Below are 18,861 nucleotides of genomic sequence, written 5' to 3'. Positions count from 1 at the left end.
GAGGGAGCGGAAGAGTCATGTCGTACGAGGTCGAGAAGACGGACGAGCAGTGGCAGGCGGAGCTGACCCCGTCCGAATACCAGGTGCTGCGCCTCGCCGGCACCGAGCCGGCCTTCCGCGGTGAGTACACCGACACCAAGACGGAGGGCGTCTACTCCTGCCGCGGCTGCGGGGCCGAGCTGTTCCGCTCCTCGGAGAAGTTCGAGTCGCACTGCGGCTGGCCGAGCTTCTTCGACCCGAAGGACAGCGACGCCGTCGAACTGCTCGCCGACACCTCGCACGGCATGGTCCGTACCGAGGTCCGCTGCGCGAAGTGCGGCTCCCACCTGGGGCACGTCTTCGAGGGCGAGGGCTACCCGACGCCCACGGACCAGCGCTACTGCATCAACAGCATCTCGCTGCGGCTGACCCCCGCCGCGGACGCGGGCTGACCCACAGGACGCATCAGGGGCGCCCAGGACCGACCGGGGCCGCCCAGGACATCGGTGGGCCCTCCCGGACCCGAGCGGACCGGGAGGGCCCACACTCCTGTCCGCGGGATGCCGTGAGGGGATCCGGGCTCCGCACGGGCCCGGGCGGGCGCGTGCTCAGCCGCTGCACTGGGTCAGTTCGCCGCCCTGGCGGACGCTGTACTGGCCGGGCGGCACGTTCATGACCTGGAACCCGCCGTTCTGGGCGATCTCGACCGTCCCGCCGAAGCCGGCCGACCCGTACACGTAGGCAGGGCCCGGGGTGAAGCCGCCGCCGGACAGGTGCACCTTCCCGTTCTCCAGGACCCCGGAGGTCGAACACGTCGCGGCCGGGACGGCGGCCGGCGGGGTCTGCGGTATCGCCGCGAGGGCGGCGGGGGCGGCGGCGAACGAGGCGGCCGCCAAGGGGCCGAGGACGAGGAGCCGTGTGCGCCGGTTCATGAGCCTTCCTTGACCAGGGGGAATCGAGAGGAATCGGGAGGCCACGGACCGCGGGGCGCGGGCCGCGGGCACCGCTCTTCCATCGTCACCCCGCCCCCGGCCCGGTGCGACCGGAGGGGCGGCTGGCCGGAATCGGGCCGCCCTGATGTCGGGGACGTCGCGGTTCGATTCCGATCCGGTCTCTGGCCTGGGACGATCCAACGGAGATAGCACGGTCGGCCGGTGAAGACACCTATCCGATTCCTCCGTCTGTCTGGTTATGATCGGCCCCTCACATCCCGTCACCACCACACCGGTTGTGGCAGTCCCCTCCGCAGTGCCGTGCCCGGTCCGGCCGTTCGGCCACCCCCGACGTCCCCACGCCCCCGCTCCCGAGGACCGATGTCTCCCATAGAACCCGAAGGCGCAAGAGGACGGCCGATGCCGCGTCGCTGGCGCACCGTGCGCCTGCGCACCCTCCTCATCTGGCTGGCAGTGGTTCCCACCGTGGCGATGGGCACCCAAGTCACGGTGACCGCACAACGGTTGCTGGAGCAGTCGGCCCAACTGCGGGCCGACCTGGAGGCCGCCGAGCGGGTCGGAGCCCCGCTCTACACCCTGATGGTCGACATGCAGGCGGAGCGCACGGCGACCGCCTCCTTGTGGGCGGGCACCGCCGGGTCCGAGGGGGAGCTGCGCGTACGGCGCGCCGCCACGGACTCCGCCGCGGCCGAGTTCCGCGCGCTGGCCGACGATCCCTCACGGTCCTTCACGGAAGTGACCCGGCCGCTCGACAAACTGGCCGCCTACCGCCAGCGCGCCGACACCCGCAGCGGTGCCGCCGACAGCACCCTCGCCTACTACTCCGACGTCATCGGCAAGGTCATCCAGGTCTACCAGCAGGAATTCAGCCACGCGGAGGACGCCGAACTCGCCCAGGCGAGCCGCCCCGTGGTCTCGATGCTCCAGGCCACCGAGATGGTGGCCCGCGAGGACACCGTCCTGGCCCTCGCCGGGCCGTCCGGGGAACTGGGCTTCGTCGGCTACGACCAGTTCGTCAGCTCCCTGGGAGCCCAGCGCTACCTGCACGAAGCGCTGATCGTGCCGCATCTGACGGCGCGGGACGAGCGGTTCTACGAGCGGGTCGTCGGCTCCGAGGACTGGCAGGCGAAGACGCGCATCGAGAACGCCGTCCTCTCCGGGCACAAGGACACCGTCTCGGGCGTCAAACTCCCCGGCGAGGTGGCCGACTGGTCGTCCGCGCACTCCAACTTCTCCGTGCAGATGACCACGCTCAACATCGACCTGGCGCGCTCGGTGCTCGCCCGCGGCGAGGCCAAGGCCGCAGAACTGCAGGCCGAGGTCGCCTGGCTGATAGCCGGCAGCGGCGGCGGGCTCCTCGCCGTCGTCATCGTGGTCGTGCTCACCACCCGGTCGGTCCTGCGCCGCCTGGACGACCTGCACGAACGCACCGTGACCGTGGCCGAGGAGACCCTCCCCGAGGTCGTCGCCCGGCTCCAGCACGGACAGAGCGTGGACCCGGAGGTCCTGCCGGCCGTGAGCGGGGACCGGGACGAGGTCGGACGCATCAGCGACGCCTTCGCCCGGGCCGTCGCCGTGTCGGTGGACGGACACCGCCGGCTCGCCGCCGAGCGCCACGGGTTCGGCCTGTTCGCCTCGGGCATCGCCTCCCGCACCGGAAACCTCGTCAGCCGCCAGCTGAGCCTCACCGAGGACCTCCAGGACGCCTTCGGCCACGACGAGGCACTGCTCGCCCAGCTGATGCGGTCCGACCAGCTGACCGTCGGCATGCGGCGGCAGATCGAGAACCTGCTGATCCTGGCGGGCGGCGAGGTCCCCGACCCGCACACCGAGCCCATGCGCGTCGCCGACCTGCTGCGCGAAGCCGCCGCGGAGGTCGAGGACTTCCGCCGCATCGAGCGGCAGGCCCTGGACGAGACCAGTGTGGAACCGGGCGCCATCAGTCAGATCAGCCACCTGCTGGCCGAGCTGCTCGACAACGCCACCCGGTTCTCCCCGCCGAAGTCCAAGGTGGTCATCCGCGCCGAACTGGTGGCGGACGGCCTGTCCGTCGAGATCGAGGACCGCGGCCCGCGGGTCTCCCCGGAGCGGTACGAGGAGATGAACGGGCGCCTGCACCAGGCCCCGCCGTACTCCGTCCTCGCGCAGAACGCCCACCGCCTCGGCCTCTTCGTCGTGGGCCACCTCGCCGACCAGCTCGGAGCCACGGTCACCCTGCGCCGCTCGGTGTACGGGGGCACCTGCGCCGTGGTGATCCTGCCCGCGCACCTGCTGCTCCCGAGCGAGGGGGAGACCCCGAGCGAGGGCGCCGGCAGCCGACCCGCCTCCCCTGCCGAGGTGCCCGCCCCGGCGGCGGCCCCCGGGTCCGCTCCGGCCCCGTCGGACCCCGTACCGGTCCGCTCCGACGAGCCCGCCACCAGGACCGCGCCCGGCACCGAGCACGAGCAGGGGACCGAGCAGGAGCCCGAGCCCGAGCCGGTGCCCGAGCCGGTGGCGCACACCAGCGCCGGACTGCCCAGCCGCCGCACCAGGACGCCGCGGCACGCACCCGCCACCGCCCTCGCGGACCGGCCCGCCCCGGCGGCCGCCCCGACGCGGCCGGCCCTCCCCGAGCGGGTCCCGCAGACCCACATAGCCGACCAACTGCGCGCGCCCCACGCGCCGGAAGCACAGGTCCCCCAGGACACCGCGACGCCCGAAGAGGTCGCCGACGCCTGGGCGGACTACGAACAGGGGACCCAGACAGTGGAAGAAGAGCTCCGACGGGATCAGCCATGACCACCTCATCGAACACCGCGGCATCCAACGACGCGATCTACAGCGTCCTCGACAACAACCTGAGCAGGATCGCCGGCATCCAGGGCGCCGTGCTCCTGTCCAACGACGGCATCAGGCTCAGCGACTACCTTCTGGACCAGCCCCAGGCCGAGCGCATGGCGGCCGCCGCCTCCGGCATCGCCTCCACGATGAAGGCGATATCCCGGGAGATCGACGGTGGCCGCGTCATCCGCCAGCTCGTCGAGATGGACGACAGGTACCTCTGCATCGTCGGGTGCGGCGAGGGCAGCACGCTCATCGTGGTGACCTCCCGCAAGGCGCGCCTCGGCGAGCTCGGCGGCGAGGCCGTACGCACCGCGCAGGCGCTCGGCGAATGGCTGGGCACCCCCGAGCGCGGCCAGGCACCGAACGCGTAATGCCGCAGGACGAGCCGCCGCAGCCCGCGAGCCGCCGCCGTACGCGGCTGTACGCCCTCACCGACGGACGTACGGCCGCCGAGCACACCGTCCTGACCATGGACACCACCATCACGGCGGCGGTCGCCGGCGACGCGCACGGGGGACTGCCCACCGAGTGGCAGGAGATCCTCGTCATGTGCGCGCCGCCGGGCGGGCGCGCGGTCGCGGAGATCGCGGCGCGGATGAACATCCGCCTCACACCGATGACGCTGCTCCTCGGCGAACTCGCGGACCGCGGGCTGATCAGCCACCGGCCGCCCCTGGCGGCGTCCGACACCACCGATGTCAACCTGCTCATGAGAATCAGGGACAACCTTGCCCGGATATGACACGCCCGCCCCGCCCTCCTCCCGGGAACCGGCCCCGGTCAAGATCCTCATCGCCGGCGGCTTCGGGGTCGGCAAGACCACCCTGGTACAGACGATTTCCGAGATCGAGCCGCTGCGGACGGAAGAACGGCTGACAGCGGCCGGCGTCGGCGTCGACGACCTCGACGGCATCGAGTCCAAGACCCTCACCACCGTCGCGATGGACTTCGGCCGGATCACCCTCACCGACGCCGGAGTCGTCCTCTACCTGTTCGGCACGCCGGGCCAGGAACGCTTCTGGTTCATGTGGGACGACCTGCTCGGCGGTGCTCTCGGGGCGATCGTCCTGGTCGACACCCGGCGCCTGGACCGCAGCTTCCCGGCCATCGACTTCTTCGAGAGCCGCGGCCTGCCCTTCGTGGTCGGCGCGAACTGCTTCCACGGCGAACAGCCCTACACCGCCGAGGAGATCGCGGCAGCGCTGCACCTGCGCGACCCGGACACCCCCGTCCTGATGCTCGACGCCCGCTCCCGTACGGACGTCCGCGCCTCCCTGCTCGCCCTGCTCGACGTGCTCATCGACAAGGCGCAACAGCCCCCGGCCGCCGTCACCGGCTGACCGCCACCGGGGGCGCGAGGCCGGGACGCCGCTCCGGCAGCGGCGGGCCGCCGGGCGGGCGGCGCGGTGCCGCTGGAACGCCGTCCGTTCTCCAGGTGTACGGCGTGGTGTCACGGGGGCATCTCCGGCCGGTACCCGAGGGCCGCTGTCCTTGGGGCGCCCCTCGACTCCCCCTCACCCCAGAGGTCGACATCCCATGGCAGAACTCGACCGCCGCAGGTTCCTGCAGATAGCCGGTGGCACCGCCGCCTTCGCGATGCTGAACGACAGCATCGCGCGGGCCGCCGCCATCCCGGCGCAGGGCACCACCGGAACGATCCAGGACATCGAGCACATCGTCGTCCTCATGCAGGAGAACCGGTCCTTCGACCACTACTTCGGCGCGATGAAGGGGGTCCGCGGTTTCGGCGACCCGCGGCCGGTGCTCCAGGACAACGGCACGTCGGTCTTCCACCAGCCGAACGGGACCAAGGACGTCCTGCCGTTCCACCCGCAGGTGGAAGACCTCGGCATGCAGTTCCTGACCGGCCTGAACCACGACTGGGCCGGCGGCCAGTACGCCTACAACAAGGGCAAGTACAACCAGTGGATCCCGGCCAAGACGGCCACGACCATGTCGTACATGACCCGGAACGACATCCCGTTCCACTACGCCCTCGCCGACGCCTTCACGGTGTGCGACGCCTACCACTGCTCCGTCATCGGCGCCACGGACCCCAACCGCTACTACCTCTGGTCGGGTCACACGGGCAACGACGGCAAGGGCGGCGGCCCGGTCCTCGGCAACCAGGAGGCCGGCTACGGCTGGACCACCTACCCCGAGCGCCTGGAGGCGGCCGGGATCTCCTGGAAGATCTACCAGGACATCGGCGACGGCCTGGACGCCGCCGGCTCCTGGGGCTGGATCAACGACGCCTTCCGCGGGAACTACGGCGACAACTCGCTGCTGTACTTCGACAGTTACCGCAGTGCCCGGCCCGGCAGCCCCCTGTACGAGAAGGCCCGCACCGGCACCGACGTCAAGGCGGGCGAGGGCTACTTCGACCGACTGCGTGCCGACGTGGTGAACGGCACCCTGCCGCAGGTGTCCTGGATCGCCGCCCCCGAGGCGTTCAGCGAACACTCCAACTGGCCGACGAACTTCGGCGCCTGGTACATCTCGCAGGTCCTGGACGCGCTCACGGCGAACCCGGCGGTGTGGGCGAAGACCGCCCTGTTCCTCACCTACGACGAGAACGACGGCTTCTTCGACCACGTCGTCCCGCCCTACCCGCCGGCCTCCGCCGCCTGGGGCCTGTCCACCGCCGACGTGTCGAAGGACCTCTACCCGGGCGGCGGTGGTTACACGGCCGGCCCGTACGGGCTCGGCCCGCGCGTCCCGATGATCGTGGTCTCCCCCTGGAGCAAGGGCGGCTACGTCTGCTCCGAGACCTTCGACCACACCTCGGTGATCCGTTTCATGGAGAAGCGCTTCGGGGTGCAGGAGCCGAACATCTCCCCGTGGCGCCGCGCCGTCTGCGGCGACCTGACCTCGGCCTTCGACTTCACCCGGGCCGACACCGCCCCCGCCGCGCTACCGTCCACGGCCGCGTACATCCCGGCGGACCGGGACCGGCACCCCTCCTACCACCCGACGCCCCCCGCCACCGGCACCCTGCCGCCGCAGGAGGCAGGGTCCAAGCCCACCCGCGCGCTCGGCTACGTCCCGTACGTGGACGGCGCCCGCACCGTCTCCACCGGCAAGTTCACCCTGACCTTCGCCTCCGGACCGACCCTCGGCGCCCACTTCCACAGCACCTCGGGCCATCGCACGGACGGCCCCTGGCCCTACACGGTGGAGGCCGGCAGGACGCTCTCGGACACCTGGTCCACCAGCACTTCCAGCGGCAACCGGATCGACCTGACGGTATGGGGCCCCAACGGTTTCCTGCGCACCTTCAAGGGCCCCGCGAAGAAGGCCGGGCCCGAGGTCACGGCCCGCCATGTGAGCGCCACCGGCGACCTGGCGCTGACGATGACCAACTCCGGCACGGCCGCGGTCAACCTCACCGTGGCCAACGCCTACGGCGGGGCGGCCCAGACCTTCCGGATCGCGGCCGGCGGCACGGTCACCCACACCGTGAACCTCGGTGCGACCGGCCGCTGGTACGACGTCGAGGTCGTCTCCGACCTCGACACCACCTTCCTGCGGCGCTTCGCCGGGCACGTGGAGACCGGCGAACCCGGCATCTCCGACCCGGCGATCAGGACCGCCTGATCCGGTCCGGCGGCGCCGGCGGCTGCCGCGCCCCGGGACCGCCGGACCAACGAAAAACCCCCGGGGTACGAGGAGACCTCGTACCCCGGGGGATCAGGGTGAGTGACGGGACTTGAACCCGCGGCCACCTGGACCACAACCAGGTGCTCTACCAACTGAGCTACACCCACCACGAGGGGCGGCGGACCGCCCGTCGATGTGCATGCACAGCATAGCCGATCTGCGGGGTGGTCCTGCGACGCGTTATCCGTCCGCCCGGCTCGCGGCCGGCCGCGTCGAGTTCCAACCGCGGCGGCCGGCGGCGTGCCGGGCGGCCGCGACGGCGAGTGCCCTGATGATCGGGTGAGGCCTGCTGCCGTCGCCCTCCAGCTCCGGCTGGAAGAGCGTGGCCAGGAAGAAGGGGTGCCCGGGCAGCTCCGCGATGCGCACCTGGCCGTCCTCGTCGTGCCCCGACAGCCGCAGCCCGTGCGCGGTCAGGGTCGGCAGGTGCCGCGGAGCGGGCCCGTAGGTGCAGTGGTAGCGCTCCGTGGACCGCTCCGCGCCGAGCGCGGCTTCGGCGAGCGACCCGGGCTCGGCCCGTACCAGGCCCTCGTGCCCGACGAGCGAGCAGGCGAGCGGGGCGATCAGCAGGTCCTGCGCCCCGGGGTCGTTCTCGGCGTGCGCGACGTCGGCCAGCCCGCAGACCGACCGGGCGTACTCCAGGAGGGTGTGCTGGAAGCCGCCGCAGGTCCCGAGGAAGGGGATGCCCTCCTCGCGGGCCACCCGGATCGCGGCCAGCGCCCCGGCCTCGCTGGCGTACGGGCTGCCCGGCAGCACCCACACGGCGTCGAAGCGCGCCAGGTTCCCGGCGGCCGCCTCGGCCGCGGCGTCGCCGGTGGGGATCCAGTAGGCGTCGAGGACCAGCCCGTCGCGGGTGGCGAGGGCGTCGAGAAGGACCGGGATCCGGGTGTGGGACTTCACGTGCGGGGAGCGGTCGCCGACGAGGGCGATCCGCGCCACCCCGGTGCCCGTGAGGGCCGCGGTGCCTGCGGTGTGTTCGGAGTATTCGGAGTGTGCGGTGTGTGCGGTGGTCATGCAGATCATCGTGTGGCCGCCGCCTGCTTCAGCGCCAACGATTGTTCCTGCACCTGCGATAAGTGATCCTGATGGCCATGGACCCGCACCTGCTGCGTACCTTCGTCGCCGTGGCCCGGCTCGCCTCCTTCTCCGGAGCCGCCCGCGAGCTGGGCTACACCCAGTCCGCCGTCTCCCAGCACATCGCCGCACTGGAAGGCGACCTGCGGGCGGAGCTCCTTACCCGCCGCCCCGTCGCACCGACCCCGGCCGGCGTGCGGCTGCTGGAGCATGCCGGCCCGCTGCTGCTGCGGCTCGATGCCGCCCGGGCCGACGTGCTGCGGCTGGCCGCCGCCCCGCCCGGGCACGTCACGCTCGCCGCCTCCCCGCTCGCCGTCAGCCCCCGGCTGCTCGCCGCCCTGCCCGCCACCGGGGTCACCCTGCGCGTGCTGCCCCCGGCCGAGGTTCCCGCCGCCGTGGCCACCGGCGGCTGCGACCTCGGACTGGTCGACGGCCCGGCCGCGCCGAGCGATCCGCTGCGGCTGCCCGACGTGGCACCGCTCACCGTGAAGGGCGTGGCGGAGGAGGAACTGGCCGTGCTGCTGCCCGGGGGACACCCCTTCGCCGGACGGGCCGCCGTCCGGCTGGACGACCTCGGCGACGCCCGCTGGATCGACGCCCCCGGCGTTGGCCTGCCGCTCACCGCCGCCCGTGCCTCCGTCCGCTACGAGGGCACCGACCTGCTCGCCCTCTGCGCCCTGGCCGTCGCCGGGCACGGTCTCGCACTGCTCCCGCTCCGCGTCGCCGAGGCCGCCGGCGCAGGGGTCGCCGTACCGCTGTCCGCCCCGCGCCTGGTGCACCGTACGGAACTGCTCTCGCCCGGCGCCCCGACCGGCGCGGCCGCCGCTCTGGCCGCACGGCTCACGGCAGGATCCCCCGTATGACCGATGACATCGCCGATATCGACGCCGACGCCGGCACCGACACCGACACCGACACCGACGCCGGCACCGCGGGCCCGGCGCCCTTCACCACGGCCGACTACGCCGCCCGTATGGCCGCAGCCGCGCGGAGCGCAGCGCAGGCGGGGCTCGCCGGGCTGCTGATCGCCGCCGGCCCCGACCTCGCCCACCTCACCGGATACCGCCCGACCGCCGAGACCGAACGGCTGACCCTCCTCATCCTCGCCGCCGGCAAGGACCCGGTGCTTGTCGTGCCCGCCCTGGAGGCCCCCGACGCGGCACGGGCGCCCGGAGCCGGTGCGCTGACCCTGCGCGACTGGGCCGACGGGAAGGACCCCTGCGCCCTGGCCGCCCCGCTGCTGGACCCCCGCGGCCGCTTCGGGGTGAGCGACAACACCTGGGCCCTGCATCTCCTCGGACTCCAGAGGCAGTTGCCGAACAGCTCCTACACACCGCTCACCGATTGCCTGCCCATGCTCCGCGCCGTGAAGGACGCGCGGGAGCTGGAGCGCCTCGCCGCGGCCGGAGCAGCCGCCGACGCCGCCTACGCGCAGATCCTCCACCTCCCCTTCGCCGGCCGCCGGGAGACGGAGGTCGCCGCCGACCTGGCCGCCCTGCTGCGCACGCACGGCCACTCCCAGGTCGACTTCACCGTCGTCGGCTCCGGCCCCAACGGCGCCGACCCGCACCACGAGGCCGGCGAGCGGGTCATCCGCCACGGCGACATGGTGGTTCTCGACTTCGGCGGTCTGCGCTTCGGCTACGGCTCGGACCTCTCCCGCACCGTGCACGTGGGCGAGCCCACCGCCGAGGAGCAGCGGGTCCACGATGTCGTCCGGGAGGCCCAGCAGGCGGCCTTCGCGGCGGTCCGGCCCGGTGTCCCCTGCCAGGAGGTGGACCGGGCGGCGCGTGCGGTGATCACCGGATTCGGGTACGGGGACCGCTTCATCCACCGCACCGGCCACGGCATCGGCGTCACCACCCACGAGCCGCCGTACATGGTCGAGGGCGAGGAGCAGCCCCTGGTGCCGGGCATGTGCTTCTCGGTGGAGCCGGGCGTCTACCTGCCGGGCCGGTTCGGCGTGCGCATCGAGGACATCGTGACCGTCACCGAGGACGGCGGGCGCCGCCTGAACGACGCCCCGCGCGAACTGGCTGTCGTGGAGTAGCCCTTCGCTCAGGGTCCGAGGACCGCCGCCGACTCGCCGGGGAGGTGGATCCGTCCGTCCGGACCGGGGTGTCCGAGCGGCTCCCACGACGCCAGCACGCGTACTCCGTTGCGGCCGAGCGCGATCGTCACGGGCTCGGCGGAGAGGTTCACGGCCACCCGTACGTCGCCCCGCCGGAAGGTCAGCCAGCGCCGCTCCTCGTCGTGGGCGACCCGGACCGCCGCCAGGTCCGGGTCGCGCAGGTCCGGGTGGGTGCGGCGGAGCGCGACCAGGGTGCGGTACCAGTCCAGCAGGCGGGCGTGGACCGGCTGTTCGGGCTCCGACCAGTCCAGGCAGGAACGGTCCCGGGTGGCCGGGTCCTGCGGGTCGGGAATCTCCTCGGCCTTCCAGCCGTGCGCCGCGAACTCCCGGCGCCGGCCGTCCCGTACGGCCTCGGCGAGCCCCGGATCGGGGTGGTCGGTGAAGTACTGCCACGGGGTGCGGGCGCCCCACTCCTCGCCCATGAACAGCATCGGTACGAAGGGCCCGGTCAGCGCCACCGTCGCCGCGCAGGCCAGCAGCCCGGGGGAGAGCGACGCCGAGAGCCGGTCGCCGAGCGCCCGGTTGCCGATCTGGTCGTGGGTCTGGGAGTAGCCGACGAACCGGTGGGCCGGGGTCCGGCGGTGGTCCACCGGCCGGCCGTGCGTGCGGCCCCGGAAGGAGGACCAGGTCCCGTCGTGGAAGAAGACCCGGGTCAGGGTCTTGGCCAGGGCGGCCAGCGGTGCCTCGGCGAAGTCGGCGTAATACGCCTGGGATTCACCGGTCAGCGCGCAGTGCAGGGCGTGGTGGAAGTCGTCGTTCCACTGGGCGTTCAGCCCCAGGCCCCCGGTGGCGCGGGGGGTGGTGGTGCGCGGGTCGCACCGGTCGGACTCGGCGATCAGGAACAGCGGCCGGCCGGTCTCCGCGGCGAGCGCGTCCACGGCCGCGGACAGCTCTTCCAGAAAGGTCAGCGCACGTCCGTCGGCCAGCGCGTGGACGGCGTCCAGCCGCAGCCCGTCGATGCCGTAGTCGCGCAGCCAGGCCAGTGCGCTGCCGGTGAGGTACGCGCGCACCTCGTCGGAGCCGGGCGCGTCGAGGTTCACCGCGGCGCCCCACGGGGTGTGGTGGGTGTCGGTGAAGTACGGGCCGAAGGCGGGCAGGTGGTTGCCGGAGGGTCCGAGGTGGTTGTGTACGACGTCGAGGACCACGCCGAGCCCGGCCGCGTGCGCGGCTGCCGTGAACCGGGCCAGGCCCGCCGGGCCGCCGTACGGCTCGTGCACCGACCAGGGCGCGACCCCGTCGTAGCCCCAGCCGTGCCGGCCGGAGAAGGAGCACACCGGCATCAGCTCGACGTGCGTGACGCCGAGGGAGACGAGGTGGCCGAGGCGGGCCGCGGCCGCGTCGAAGGTGCCCTCGGGGGTGAAGGTGCCGATGTGGAGCTCGTACAGGACGGCGTCCTGGAGCGGGAGGGGCTGCGGGCCGGCCGGTGCGGACTGCGGGGCCAGGGCATCGAGGTCGACGACGGCCGACAGCCCGTCGGGGCCGTCCGGCAGCCGCCGGCCGCGCGGATCGGGCCGCGGGAGGGTGTCCCCGTCCAGGAGGAAGCCGTAGCGGCTGCCGTCCCCGGCGGGCGCCTGTACCGTCCACCAGCCGTCCCGCTCACGATCGGGTGCCATGTCGTACGTCACGTCGTCGAGTCGCAGTGCGACCCGGCCCGTCAGCGGTGCCCACACCTCGAACTGCACGGGCGGTCCCCTCGTCTGTCGGCGGCGTCCAGCGTGCTCATCGTGCCCATCATTCCGCCCCTGGCGGGGGAGTTCTGGACACTCGGCCCCCGACGGGCCGACAATCACCCTGTGACGTCGAGTTTCGAACTTCCTGCCTTCCCCGCGCCGCGGCTGTCGGACGCCGAGCGAGACTGCGCGCTGGGCCAGCTCAGGGAGGGCGCGGCCCTCGGCAAGCTGTCCCACGACACCTTCATACGCCGCATGGAACTCGCCCTGGTGGCCCGCCGTTCCGAGGACCTCGCGGTCCTCACTTCCGACCTCGGGTCCAGGGAGGCCGCCGAAAGCCCTTGGATCCGTCGGCTGTTCGGCTGGGTGGGTCGGGTCTCGGCGGTGTCCGCCGGGGTTCGTCGCGCCTGGAACGCCGAGCGGCTGCCCAAGCTGCTGCTGCCGCATCCGAGCGCGGCGGCCCTGCGGATCGGCCGCGACCCCAACAACGGGCTGCGGCTCAGCCACGAGACCGTCTCCCGCGCGCACGCGGAACTGAGCCTGCGCGACGGGGTGTGGGTGCTCACGGACCTCGGCTCCACCAACGGGACGAGTGTCAACGGGCGCCGGGTGACCGGCTCCGCGGTCGTCCGGGACGGGGACCAGGTCAGCTTCGGGAACATGACCTTCCGCCTCTCGGCGGGCTGAGCCCCGGACCCGGGAGCCCTCCCGGGTCCGGCCTGCCCGGCCCACGGGCGGGGGGCTCGCGCCGGGCGGGCGTCGGGCAGGGGGGGGCGGGTTCAGGCGAGGGCGAGGAAGAGCTTTTCGAGTTCTTCCTCGGACATCGGGGCCTGGCTCGCGTCGGCGTCGGCCATGCACTGGCGCATGCCGCTGGCGACGATTTTGAAGCCCGCGCGGTCGAGGGCTTTGGAGACGGCGGCGAGCTGGGTGACGACGTCCTTGCAGTCGCGCCCGGCTTCGATCATGGCGATGACTCCGGCGAGCTGGCCCTGTGCGCGGCGCAGCCGGTTGAGGACTGCGCTGACGGCTTCTTCGTCGACTTTCACCGGTGCCTCCTGGGCTTGTGCTCGATCACTCCATGGTACCCCAGGGGGTATGGGTGGGTGGTGGGGTCAGCCGCGGAGGGAGGCGAGGGCGGCTTCGAGGTCGCCCTGGCGGGGGCGGTTGTGGGGGAGTTTGGCGAGGAGGGCCGCCATGCCGCAGGTGTTGGTGAGGGCGGAGAAGACCAGGCCGCCGGCGATGCCTGCGGAGGTGAGGCGGAAGGCGGGCCGCAGGCGGCCGAGGGCGAGGCCGGTCAGGACGACGGCGCCGGCGGTGAAGCGGACCTGGCGTTCCATGGCCCAGGTGCTGCGGCTGCTTTCGGGATGGTGGAGGGGGTGGCCGCCGTCGGCCCAGGCGGTGGTGCCGCCCGCGAGGGTGGCGGTGGTGACGCCGGCGTCGGCGAGGGTCCTGCAGGCGCTCTCGGAGCGGGCGCCGGAGGCGCAGACGACCAGGATGTCGCCGCGTTCGGCGGCCTTGCGGATGTCGGGCAGGGCGCCGGTGAGGTGGTCGAGGGGGATGTTGAGGGCGCCGGGAAGGTGTCCGGTGGCGTATTCGCCGGGGGTGCGGACGTCGAGGACGACCAGTTCGTGGAGGCGGCTGTGGGCCTGGTGGGCGTCGAGGGCGCGGGGATGGGGCACGGTGCGGTGTTCCGTCCTTGTGTGGGGGGTCGGGGGACATGGGGGGCGTGGTGCGGTCGGAGGGTCGAGCCCCGGTGCGGTCAGCGGAGGGCGTCGGCGAGCATGAGGGCGGCGACGGCCAGCAGGACGGCCGCGAAGGTCCGCTGCAGGGCGGGGCCGGAGATCTTCGATGCGAGGCGTTTGCCGTCCCAGGCGCCGAGGATCGCCGCGCCCGTGAAGGGGGCGATGACTGCCCAGTGCAGCGGGGTGTGGGTGCCGGCCCGGGCGGTGAGCGCGGCGAGCGAGTTGACGGTGATGATCAGGAGACTGGTGCCGACCGCGGTGCGCATGCGCAGTCCGAGGACGGAGACGAGGGCGGGGACGGCGAGGAAGCCGCCGCCGACGCCGAGGAAGCCGGTGGCCGCGCCGAGTCCGGCGCCCGCTCCCGCGGCCCGTGCGGGCCGTGCGGGCCGGGGCTGCCGCTCGGTGGCCGGGGGTCTGAACATGGCGAGGGCGGCGAGGGCTGCGATCACGGCGAACGCGGCCGTCAGTACCGCTTCGGGGACGCGGGCGGAGAGGGTGGCGGTGGCGATGGCGGGTGGGATGCCGGCGGCGGCGAACAGGGCACCGGTCCTCCAGCGGACGTTGCCGGACGTGGCGTGGGTGTACAGGGCGGTGGCGGAGGTGGCGGTGACGATGACGAGGGAAGCGGTGGTCGCGGCGGCCGGGGTGAAGCCGAGGAGGTAGATCAGGGCGGGGACGGCCAGCACGCTGCCACCGCCGCCGAGTGCCCCGAGGGCCAGTCCTATGACGGCTCCGGCGGCGAGGGCGAGGAGGAGCGTGCTCACGCCGTCCGGCCGCTGCTTCCGCGTGCGTCGACGACCGGGAGTCCGGCCGAGGCCCAGGCGTTCATGCCGCCCTTGACGTCGACGGCCTGGGCGCCGCGGTCGGTCAGGAGTTCGGCGGCCTGCTGGGAGCGGTGTCCGGAGCGGCAGATCACCACCAGCGGCCGGTTCTCGGCGGCGGCGGGCAGGGCGGCGCCGGCCAGGAGGCGGGAGAGCGGGGCGTGGACGGCGCCGGGGGCGTGTCCGGCGTTCCACTCGACCTGTTCGCGCACGTCGAGGAGCACGGCGTGTCCGTCGGTGGTGCGCTGGTGGGCCTGGGTGGGGGTGACGCGGGCGCTGCCGCGGGCGGCGCCGCGGCGGAAGAAGGAGATCATGCGCCTTCCTTCCGGGTCGGTGGGGTGGGGTGGGGTGGGGTCGGGGGCTGGGATCAGGGGGTGTGGCCGCCGCTGGTGAGGGGCAGGCCGGCTCGCGCCGCGGCGTCGAAGGAGTCGTCGACGGCGACGACATCGCGTCCGGCCGCGTCCAGGAGGGAGGCGGCGATGCCCGCGCGCATGCCTCCGGCGCAGTGGACCCAAACGGTCCCTGCCGGGACGTCGGCCAGGCGGCGGTGGAGGTCGTGGACCGGGATGTGGGTGGATCCGGTGATGAACGCCGCGGCGCGCTCGGAGTCGCGGCGCACGTCGAGGACCACGGTGCCGGGTGTCTGCTCGGCGAGGTCGGCGAAGGTGGCGCGGGGGAAGGCGCGGGGGGTGTGGCCTTCGGGTATCCAGTCGGCGGGGGTCCCGGTGGCCGCGGCTGCGGGGCGGTCGATGCCGACGCGGACCAGTTCGCGCTGGGCGGCGGCGAGCTGGGCGGGTGAGTCGGCGAGCAGGGTGACGGGCTTGCCCCAGGGGATCATCCAGGCCAGGTAGGTGGCGATCTTCCCGTCGGCCTCGAAATTGAACGAGCCCGCGACGTGCCCGGCGGCGAACGCGATGCGGTTGCGCAGGTCGACGACCCATTCCCCGGCGGCCAGGCGGGCTGCGATGTCGGCGGCGTCGGTCAGGGGCGGAGCGGCGAGGTCGACCGGGGTGGGGCCGGCGGCGTTGGTCGGACCCATGTGCGCGTAGTAGGCGGGTACGTCGTCCAGGCCGGCCAGCAGGCCGGCGACGAAGGAGTCGACGTCCTTGACCAGGGCGTCGTTGGCGGTCTTCTCCTTGCCGATGGTGGTGGCGTCGCCCTCGGCCTGGGAGGAGGAGCAGAAGCTGCCGAACCCGTGGGTGGGCAGCACCGGCGTCTCGTCGGGGAGCTCGGCGGCCAGGCGGTGCGCCGAGGCGTGCTGGGCGCGGGCCAGCTGTGCGGTCAGGCGCGGTTCGACCAGGTCGGGGCGGCCCACCGAGCCGATCAGCAGCGAACCGCCGGTGAAGACCGCCGCGATCCGCCCGTCCTCCTGGAGGACGTAGGAGGTGTGGTGGGGGGTGTGGCCGGGGGTGGCCAGCGCCCGCAGCGTGATGCCGTCGTCGACGCCGACGGTGTCGCCGTCCGCGACCGGGGTGCGGGCGAAGGAGACGCGGGCGGCGGCCGGCACCAGGTAGGCGGCGCCGGTCAGGCGGGCCAGGTCCAGGCCGCCGGTGACGTAGTCGTTGTGGACGTGGGTCTCCACCACGTGGGAGATCCGCACGCCGCGCAGGGCTGCCGCCGAGAGGACCCGGTCGATGTCGCGCGGCGGGTCGACCACGACGGCGGTCGTGCCGCCGCCGGCGAGATAGCTGCGGTTTCCCAGGCCCTCGGTCTCGATGGTGTCGATGAAGAACACGCGGTTGCTCCTTTCGGCTGCTCTTTTACCCCCGGGGGTATGCATCGAGACTAGCACGGGTACCCCCGGGGGTATTTTTGACGGTGTGGGGGCGCCCGCTCTCCCGCCCGGCGGCCACCAGTCTCCGGCCGCCGTACCCGACCCCGACGTGAAGGGATGGCGCCATGCGCTATGACCGCACCGTCCACCTCGACGCCGGCTTCGCCGACACCGTCGCCGCCGTCCGCGAGGCCCTGGCCGCTCAGGGCTTCGGCATCCTCACCGAGATCGACGTCACCGCCACCCTGAGGGCCAAGCTCGGCCACGCAATGGAGGACTACCTGATCCTGGGCGCCTGCAACCCGCCGCTGGCCCGGCAGGCCCTGGACGCCGACCGCACCATCGGGCTCCTGCTGCCCTGCAACGTCGTCGTCCGCGCCGACGGCGACCGCACCGTCGTTCAGGCCCTGGATCCCGCGGTCATGTCCACCCTGACCGGACTGCCCGCCCTGGAAGGCGTTGCCGAGGAGGCCACCCGCCGCCTCGACGCCGCGCTGGCCTCCCTCCGACCCGGCCGCTGAGCCCCCGGACGTCGGCCAGGAGGCGCGGGTGAGGATGCCGGCTTCCCGGGGGCGGGTCAGGAGGGGGGCGCGGCTGGTGGGGTCGGGGCCGGGGAGTCGGGACCGACAAGGCGATCGGGGCGGTCGGCGCCGCCCCGAACCCCCGGCCCCGCTACAGCCCGCCCGTGGGGCGCCGCGCCGCCACGAGCTTGTCGTAGGCGGCCAGAACGGTGCGGGACTGGTGTTCCACCTGGGTGGCCACCGGGATCCAGCGGGCCCCGAACCGGGCCGCGAACTCCTCGCACCACTCGGTGACCAGCCGCTCCAGCCCGGGGGCCGCCGGATGCCCCTCGGCGCGCAGGACCCGGAGCAGCATCGCGGCCGCACGCAGCGACAGCCGCCGCCCGAAGGCGTCGATGCTGGCGATGTACGCCGCCGTTGCCTCGGCGGGTGCGCCGGGGCCGGTCCATTCGCGGGTGATCCGGGGGACCAGCGCGAGCGTCCAGTCCACCGCGCGCAGCAGCGGGGCCGCGGCCGGGTCCCCGGGCCCGCCCGGTCCCTGCCGGTCCCGGCCCCGAGTCCGCTCGCGGGTGGCGCCGACGAGCGCGGCGTCCGCCGTGAGCCGCCCGGCCAGCATCCGCAGGGCGCGGCGCGGGTCGGGATGCGGCGTCGGATCGTCCACCAGGTCGGAGGCCCACATGGGGACTTCGACGATCGCGGTGGTGCCGCCGTACAGGTGCGCGTGATACCAGGTGCTCAGCCGGGTGTCCTCCGGGTGGAACGCCCCGGCGGCCTCGCTCCCCGGCTCCGGGATCACGAAGATCCCGGGCCCGGGGGAGGGCCAGCCGGCGGCGTCCGAGGCCCCGTTCTCCACCGGGATGTGCAGCTCCGCGGCCGACTTGCCGAACGGCTCCGCGAGGCCGGGTATGTCCCGGGTGAGCTGCACCCAGGAGCCGCCGAGGTCGGTGGCGTGCAGGGAGACCTGCAAGACCGGCCGCAGTTCGTCGATGAGCGCCAGCAGCGCCAGGGTCTCCGGCGGCAGCCGGTCTCCGGGCAGGAGGGACGGCGCCCACTCGGGCTGTTCGGGTCCGGGCGGTCGGAAGAAGTGCCGGTGGTAGTCCAGCAGCGAGTACGGGCGGGGCGTGCGGTGCAGGTCCGCGCCGTCCGGGTCGGCGCAGAGCAGGAAGTGCCAGCCGCAGCCCGCCCGCGGCGCGGGGTCGCGCAGGACCCGGTGGGCGAGTGAGAGTGCCGTGGCGCCGCCGACGGGCTCGTTGGCGTGCGCTCCGGCGACGACGAGGACGTCGCGGGCGTCCCCTCGCGGCGGGCCGAGCGGGCCGGGGCCGTCCGTGCCGGCCGGGAGGTCAGGGGCGGCACGGCCCGCGGTGCCGCTCGGGCCGCCGTCCGCGGTGGCCCGAACCGTCGCCGCGACGGACAGCACCCAGATCGGCCGTCCGGCCCGCGAGGTGCCGGCCTGGCGGAGCCGGACCTCGCCGGGGTGTTCGTCCGCCAGAGCGCGGGCGGCCAGCCCGAGTTCATGCGGTGTGGGGTAGCACATGTCACGGAGGAGAGTCACAAGGGATGCCATGCCCGCCACGCCCGCCGCCTACTGCTGTGCGGGCCCCGCAGTTGCCCGGACTCCCCGGGAAACCCCTGGCCCAGCGGCTGCACGGGCATGCCCGGCGGGGCACCGCGCTCCTGTGCGGGCGCAGTCCGTGGCCCGCCGGGCTCAGGAAGGCA

The 18,861-nt window shown here is 73.7% G+C and carries 19 protein-coding genes and 1 tRNA gene; 10 read left to right on the top strand and 10 right to left on the bottom strand.

The features are described from left to right. The first annotated feature begins 17 nt into the window (after nt 1-17). Nucleotides 18-431 carry a peptide-methionine (R)-S-oxide reductase MsrB gene (msrB, locus tag AW27_RS06670; RefSeq protein ID WP_037915332.1) on the top strand — a complete coding sequence of 138 codons (414 nt, stop codon included), beginning with the start codon at nt 18-20 and terminating at the stop codon, nt 429-431. Nucleotides 432-587: 156 nt separating this feature from the next. Here msrB and AW27_RS06665 read toward each other — a convergent pair whose 3' ends face one another. After that, a complete protein-coding gene (locus tag AW27_RS06665) occupies nt 588-911 on the bottom strand; it encodes a hypothetical protein (RefSeq protein WP_037915336.1) in 324 nt (107 codons plus the stop codon). 420 nt (nt 912-1,331) lie between these two features. Between AW27_RS06665 and AW27_RS06660 the strand changes: the two genes are divergently transcribed. The 5 genes from AW27_RS06660 to AW27_RS06640 all read left to right on the top strand — a co-directional run bounded on the left by AW27_RS06660 (nt 1,332) and on the right by AW27_RS06640 (nt 7,352). Then, nucleotides 1,332-3,710 (top strand): sensor histidine kinase, encoded by a 2,379-nt coding sequence (locus AW27_RS06660; protein WP_236647426.1) that lies wholly within the window; start codon nt 1,332-1,334, stop codon nt 3,708-3,710. Then, nucleotides 3,707-4,126, top strand: coding sequence for a roadblock/LC7 domain-containing protein (locus AW27_RS06655; RefSeq protein ID WP_037915341.1), 420 nt, complete (start codon nt 3,707-3,709; stop codon nt 4,124-4,126). Before AW27_RS06660 ends, AW27_RS06655 begins: the two co-directional genes overlap by 4 nt. Continuing rightward, on the top strand, nt 4,126-4,497 hold the full coding sequence (locus tag AW27_RS06650; protein WP_037915342.1) for a DUF742 domain-containing protein: 372 nt from the start codon (nt 4,126-4,128) through the stop codon (nt 4,495-4,497). The genes AW27_RS06655 and AW27_RS06650 overlap by 1 nt, the downstream gene beginning before the upstream one ends. Then, a complete protein-coding gene (locus tag AW27_RS06645) occupies nt 4,484-5,095 on the top strand; it encodes a GTP-binding protein (protein WP_037915345.1) in 612 nt (203 codons plus the stop codon). The genes AW27_RS06650 and AW27_RS06645 overlap by 14 nt, the downstream gene beginning before the upstream one ends. Before the next feature lie 196 nt (nt 5,096-5,291). Next, nucleotides 5,292-7,352: a phosphocholine-specific phospholipase C gene (locus AW27_RS06640; RefSeq protein WP_037915347.1), complete on the top strand. Its 2,061-nt coding sequence runs from the start codon at nt 5,292-5,294 to the stop codon at nt 7,350-7,352. Nucleotides 7,353-7,449: 97 nt separating this feature from the next. Here the strand turns inward: AW27_RS06640 and AW27_RS06635 are convergent. Next, nucleotides 7,450-7,522, bottom strand: a tRNA-His gene (locus AW27_RS06635). A 73-nt stretch (nt 7,523-7,595) separates the two neighbouring features. Continuing rightward, entirely contained in the window at nt 7,596-8,426 is an 831-nt protein-coding gene (locus tag AW27_RS06630) for a CTP synthase C-terminal region-related (seleno)protein (protein WP_078555744.1), read from the bottom strand. A gap of 77 nt (nt 8,427-8,503) precedes the next feature. Here AW27_RS06630 and AW27_RS06625 point away from each other — a divergent pair, with 77 nt between their 5' ends. Together AW27_RS06625 and AW27_RS06620 are read left to right on the top strand one after the other, a co-directional pair. Beyond that, complete coding sequence (locus tag AW27_RS06625; protein ID WP_037917745.1) at nt 8,504-9,349, top strand: LysR family transcriptional regulator; 846 nt, start codon at nt 8,504-8,506, stop codon at nt 9,347-9,349. Nucleotides 9,350-9,459: 110 nt separating this feature from the next. After that, nucleotides 9,460-10,536 (top strand): M24 family metallopeptidase, encoded by a 1,077-nt coding sequence (locus tag AW27_RS06620; protein ID WP_052030196.1) that lies wholly within the window; start codon nt 9,460-9,462, stop codon nt 10,534-10,536. Between the two features lie 8 nt (nt 10,537-10,544). Here the strand turns inward: AW27_RS06620 and treZ are convergent, their stop codons facing one another. Then, nucleotides 10,545-12,299: a malto-oligosyltrehalose trehalohydrolase gene (gene treZ / locus AW27_RS06615; protein ID WP_037915350.1), complete on the bottom strand. Its 1,755-nt coding sequence runs from the start codon at nt 12,297-12,299 to the stop codon at nt 10,545-10,547. Nucleotides 12,300-12,410: 111 nt separating this feature from the next. Between treZ and AW27_RS06610 the strand changes: the two genes are divergently transcribed. Beyond that, entirely contained in the window at nt 12,411-12,974 is a 564-nt protein-coding gene (locus AW27_RS06610; RefSeq protein WP_037915351.1) for a DUF1707 and FHA domain-containing protein, read from the top strand. A 92-nt stretch (nt 12,975-13,066) separates the two neighbouring features. Here the strand turns inward: AW27_RS06610 and AW27_RS06605 are convergent, their stop codons facing one another. From AW27_RS06605 to AW27_RS06585, 5 genes are all read right to left on the bottom strand, one after another. Next, the gene (locus AW27_RS06605; RefSeq protein WP_037915354.1) at nt 13,067-13,333 is read right to left on the bottom strand and encodes a metal-sensitive transcriptional regulator; all 267 of its coding nucleotides are present in this window, start codon (nt 13,331-13,333) and stop codon (nt 13,067-13,069) included. 66 nt (nt 13,334-13,399) lie between these two features. Then, nucleotides 13,400-13,966 (bottom strand): rhodanese-like domain-containing protein, encoded by a 567-nt coding sequence (locus tag AW27_RS06600; RefSeq protein WP_037915358.1) that lies wholly within the window; start codon nt 13,964-13,966, stop codon nt 13,400-13,402. Nucleotides 13,967-14,046: 80 nt separating this feature from the next. Next, nucleotides 14,047-14,793: a sulfite exporter TauE/SafE family protein gene (locus AW27_RS06595; RefSeq protein ID WP_037915361.1), complete on the bottom strand. Its 747-nt coding sequence runs from the start codon at nt 14,791-14,793 to the stop codon at nt 14,047-14,049. Continuing rightward, nucleotides 14,790-15,164 (bottom strand): rhodanese-like domain-containing protein, encoded by a 375-nt coding sequence (locus AW27_RS06590; RefSeq protein WP_037915363.1) that lies wholly within the window; start codon nt 15,162-15,164, stop codon nt 14,790-14,792. The genes AW27_RS06595 and AW27_RS06590 overlap by 4 nt, the downstream gene beginning before the upstream one ends. 53 nt (nt 15,165-15,217) lie before the next feature. Then, nucleotides 15,218-16,585, bottom strand: a complete 1,368-nt coding sequence (locus AW27_RS06585; protein ID WP_037915366.1) for an MBL fold metallo-hydrolase — start codon at nt 16,583-16,585, stop codon at nt 15,218-15,220. A 164-nt stretch (nt 16,586-16,749) separates the two neighbouring features. On the opposite strand from AW27_RS06585, the gene AW27_RS06580 reads away from it, so the two are divergent. Further along, complete coding sequence (locus AW27_RS06580) at nt 16,750-17,145, top strand: DUF302 domain-containing protein (protein WP_037915369.1); 396 nt, start codon at nt 16,750-16,752, stop codon at nt 17,143-17,145. A 151-nt stretch (nt 17,146-17,296) separates the two neighbouring features. On the opposite strand, the gene AW27_RS06575 is transcribed toward AW27_RS06580, so the two are convergent. Then, entirely contained in the window at nt 17,297-18,697 is a 1,401-nt protein-coding gene (locus AW27_RS06575; protein ID WP_037915371.1) for a M14 family zinc carboxypeptidase, read from the bottom strand. Nucleotides 18,698-18,861: the final 164 nt, after the last annotated feature.

The organism is Streptomyces sp. PCS3-D2 (assembly GCF_000612545.2).
Lineage (GTDB): Bacteria > Actinomycetota > Actinomycetes > Streptomycetales > Streptomycetaceae > Streptomyces.
This window is presented reverse-complemented; position numbering and strand designations above follow the sequence as displayed.

Excerpts from the sequence above, each read along its gene's own strand:
- AW27_RS06625 (WP_037917745.1), top strand. The coding sequence starts at position 8,504 with ATGGACCCGCACCTGCTGCGTACCTTCGTCGCCGTGGCCCGGCTCGCC.
- AW27_RS06660 (WP_236647426.1), top strand. The coding sequence starts at position 1,332 with ATGCCGCGTCGCTGGCGCACCGTGCGCCTGCGCACCCTCCTCATCTGG.
- msrB (WP_037915332.1), top strand. The coding sequence starts at position 18 with ATGTCGTACGAGGTCGAGAAGACGGACGAGCAGTGGCAGGCGGAGCTG.
- AW27_RS06590 (WP_037915363.1), bottom strand. The coding sequence starts at position 15,164 with ATGATCTCCTTCTTCCGCCGCGGCGCCGCCCGCGGCAGCGCCCGCGTC.
- AW27_RS06650 (WP_037915342.1), top strand. The coding sequence starts at position 4,126 with ATGCCGCAGGACGAGCCGCCGCAGCCCGCGAGCCGCCGCCGTACGCGG.
- AW27_RS06640 (WP_037915347.1), top strand. The coding sequence starts at position 5,292 with ATGGCAGAACTCGACCGCCGCAGGTTCCTGCAGATAGCCGGTGGCACC.
- AW27_RS06665 (WP_037915336.1), bottom strand. The coding sequence starts at position 911 with ATGAACCGGCGCACACGGCTCCTCGTCCTCGGCCCCTTGGCGGCCGCC.
- AW27_RS06630 (WP_078555744.1), bottom strand. The coding sequence starts at position 8,426 with ATGACCACCGCACACACCGCACACTCCGAATACTCCGAACACACCGCA.
- AW27_RS06620 (WP_052030196.1), top strand. The coding sequence starts at position 9,460 with ATGGCCGCAGCCGCGCGGAGCGCAGCGCAGGCGGGGCTCGCCGGGCTG.
- AW27_RS06580 (WP_037915369.1), top strand. The coding sequence starts at position 16,750 with ATGCGCTATGACCGCACCGTCCACCTCGACGCCGGCTTCGCCGACACC.
- AW27_RS06655 (WP_037915341.1), top strand. The coding sequence starts at position 3,707 with ATGACCACCTCATCGAACACCGCGGCATCCAACGACGCGATCTACAGC.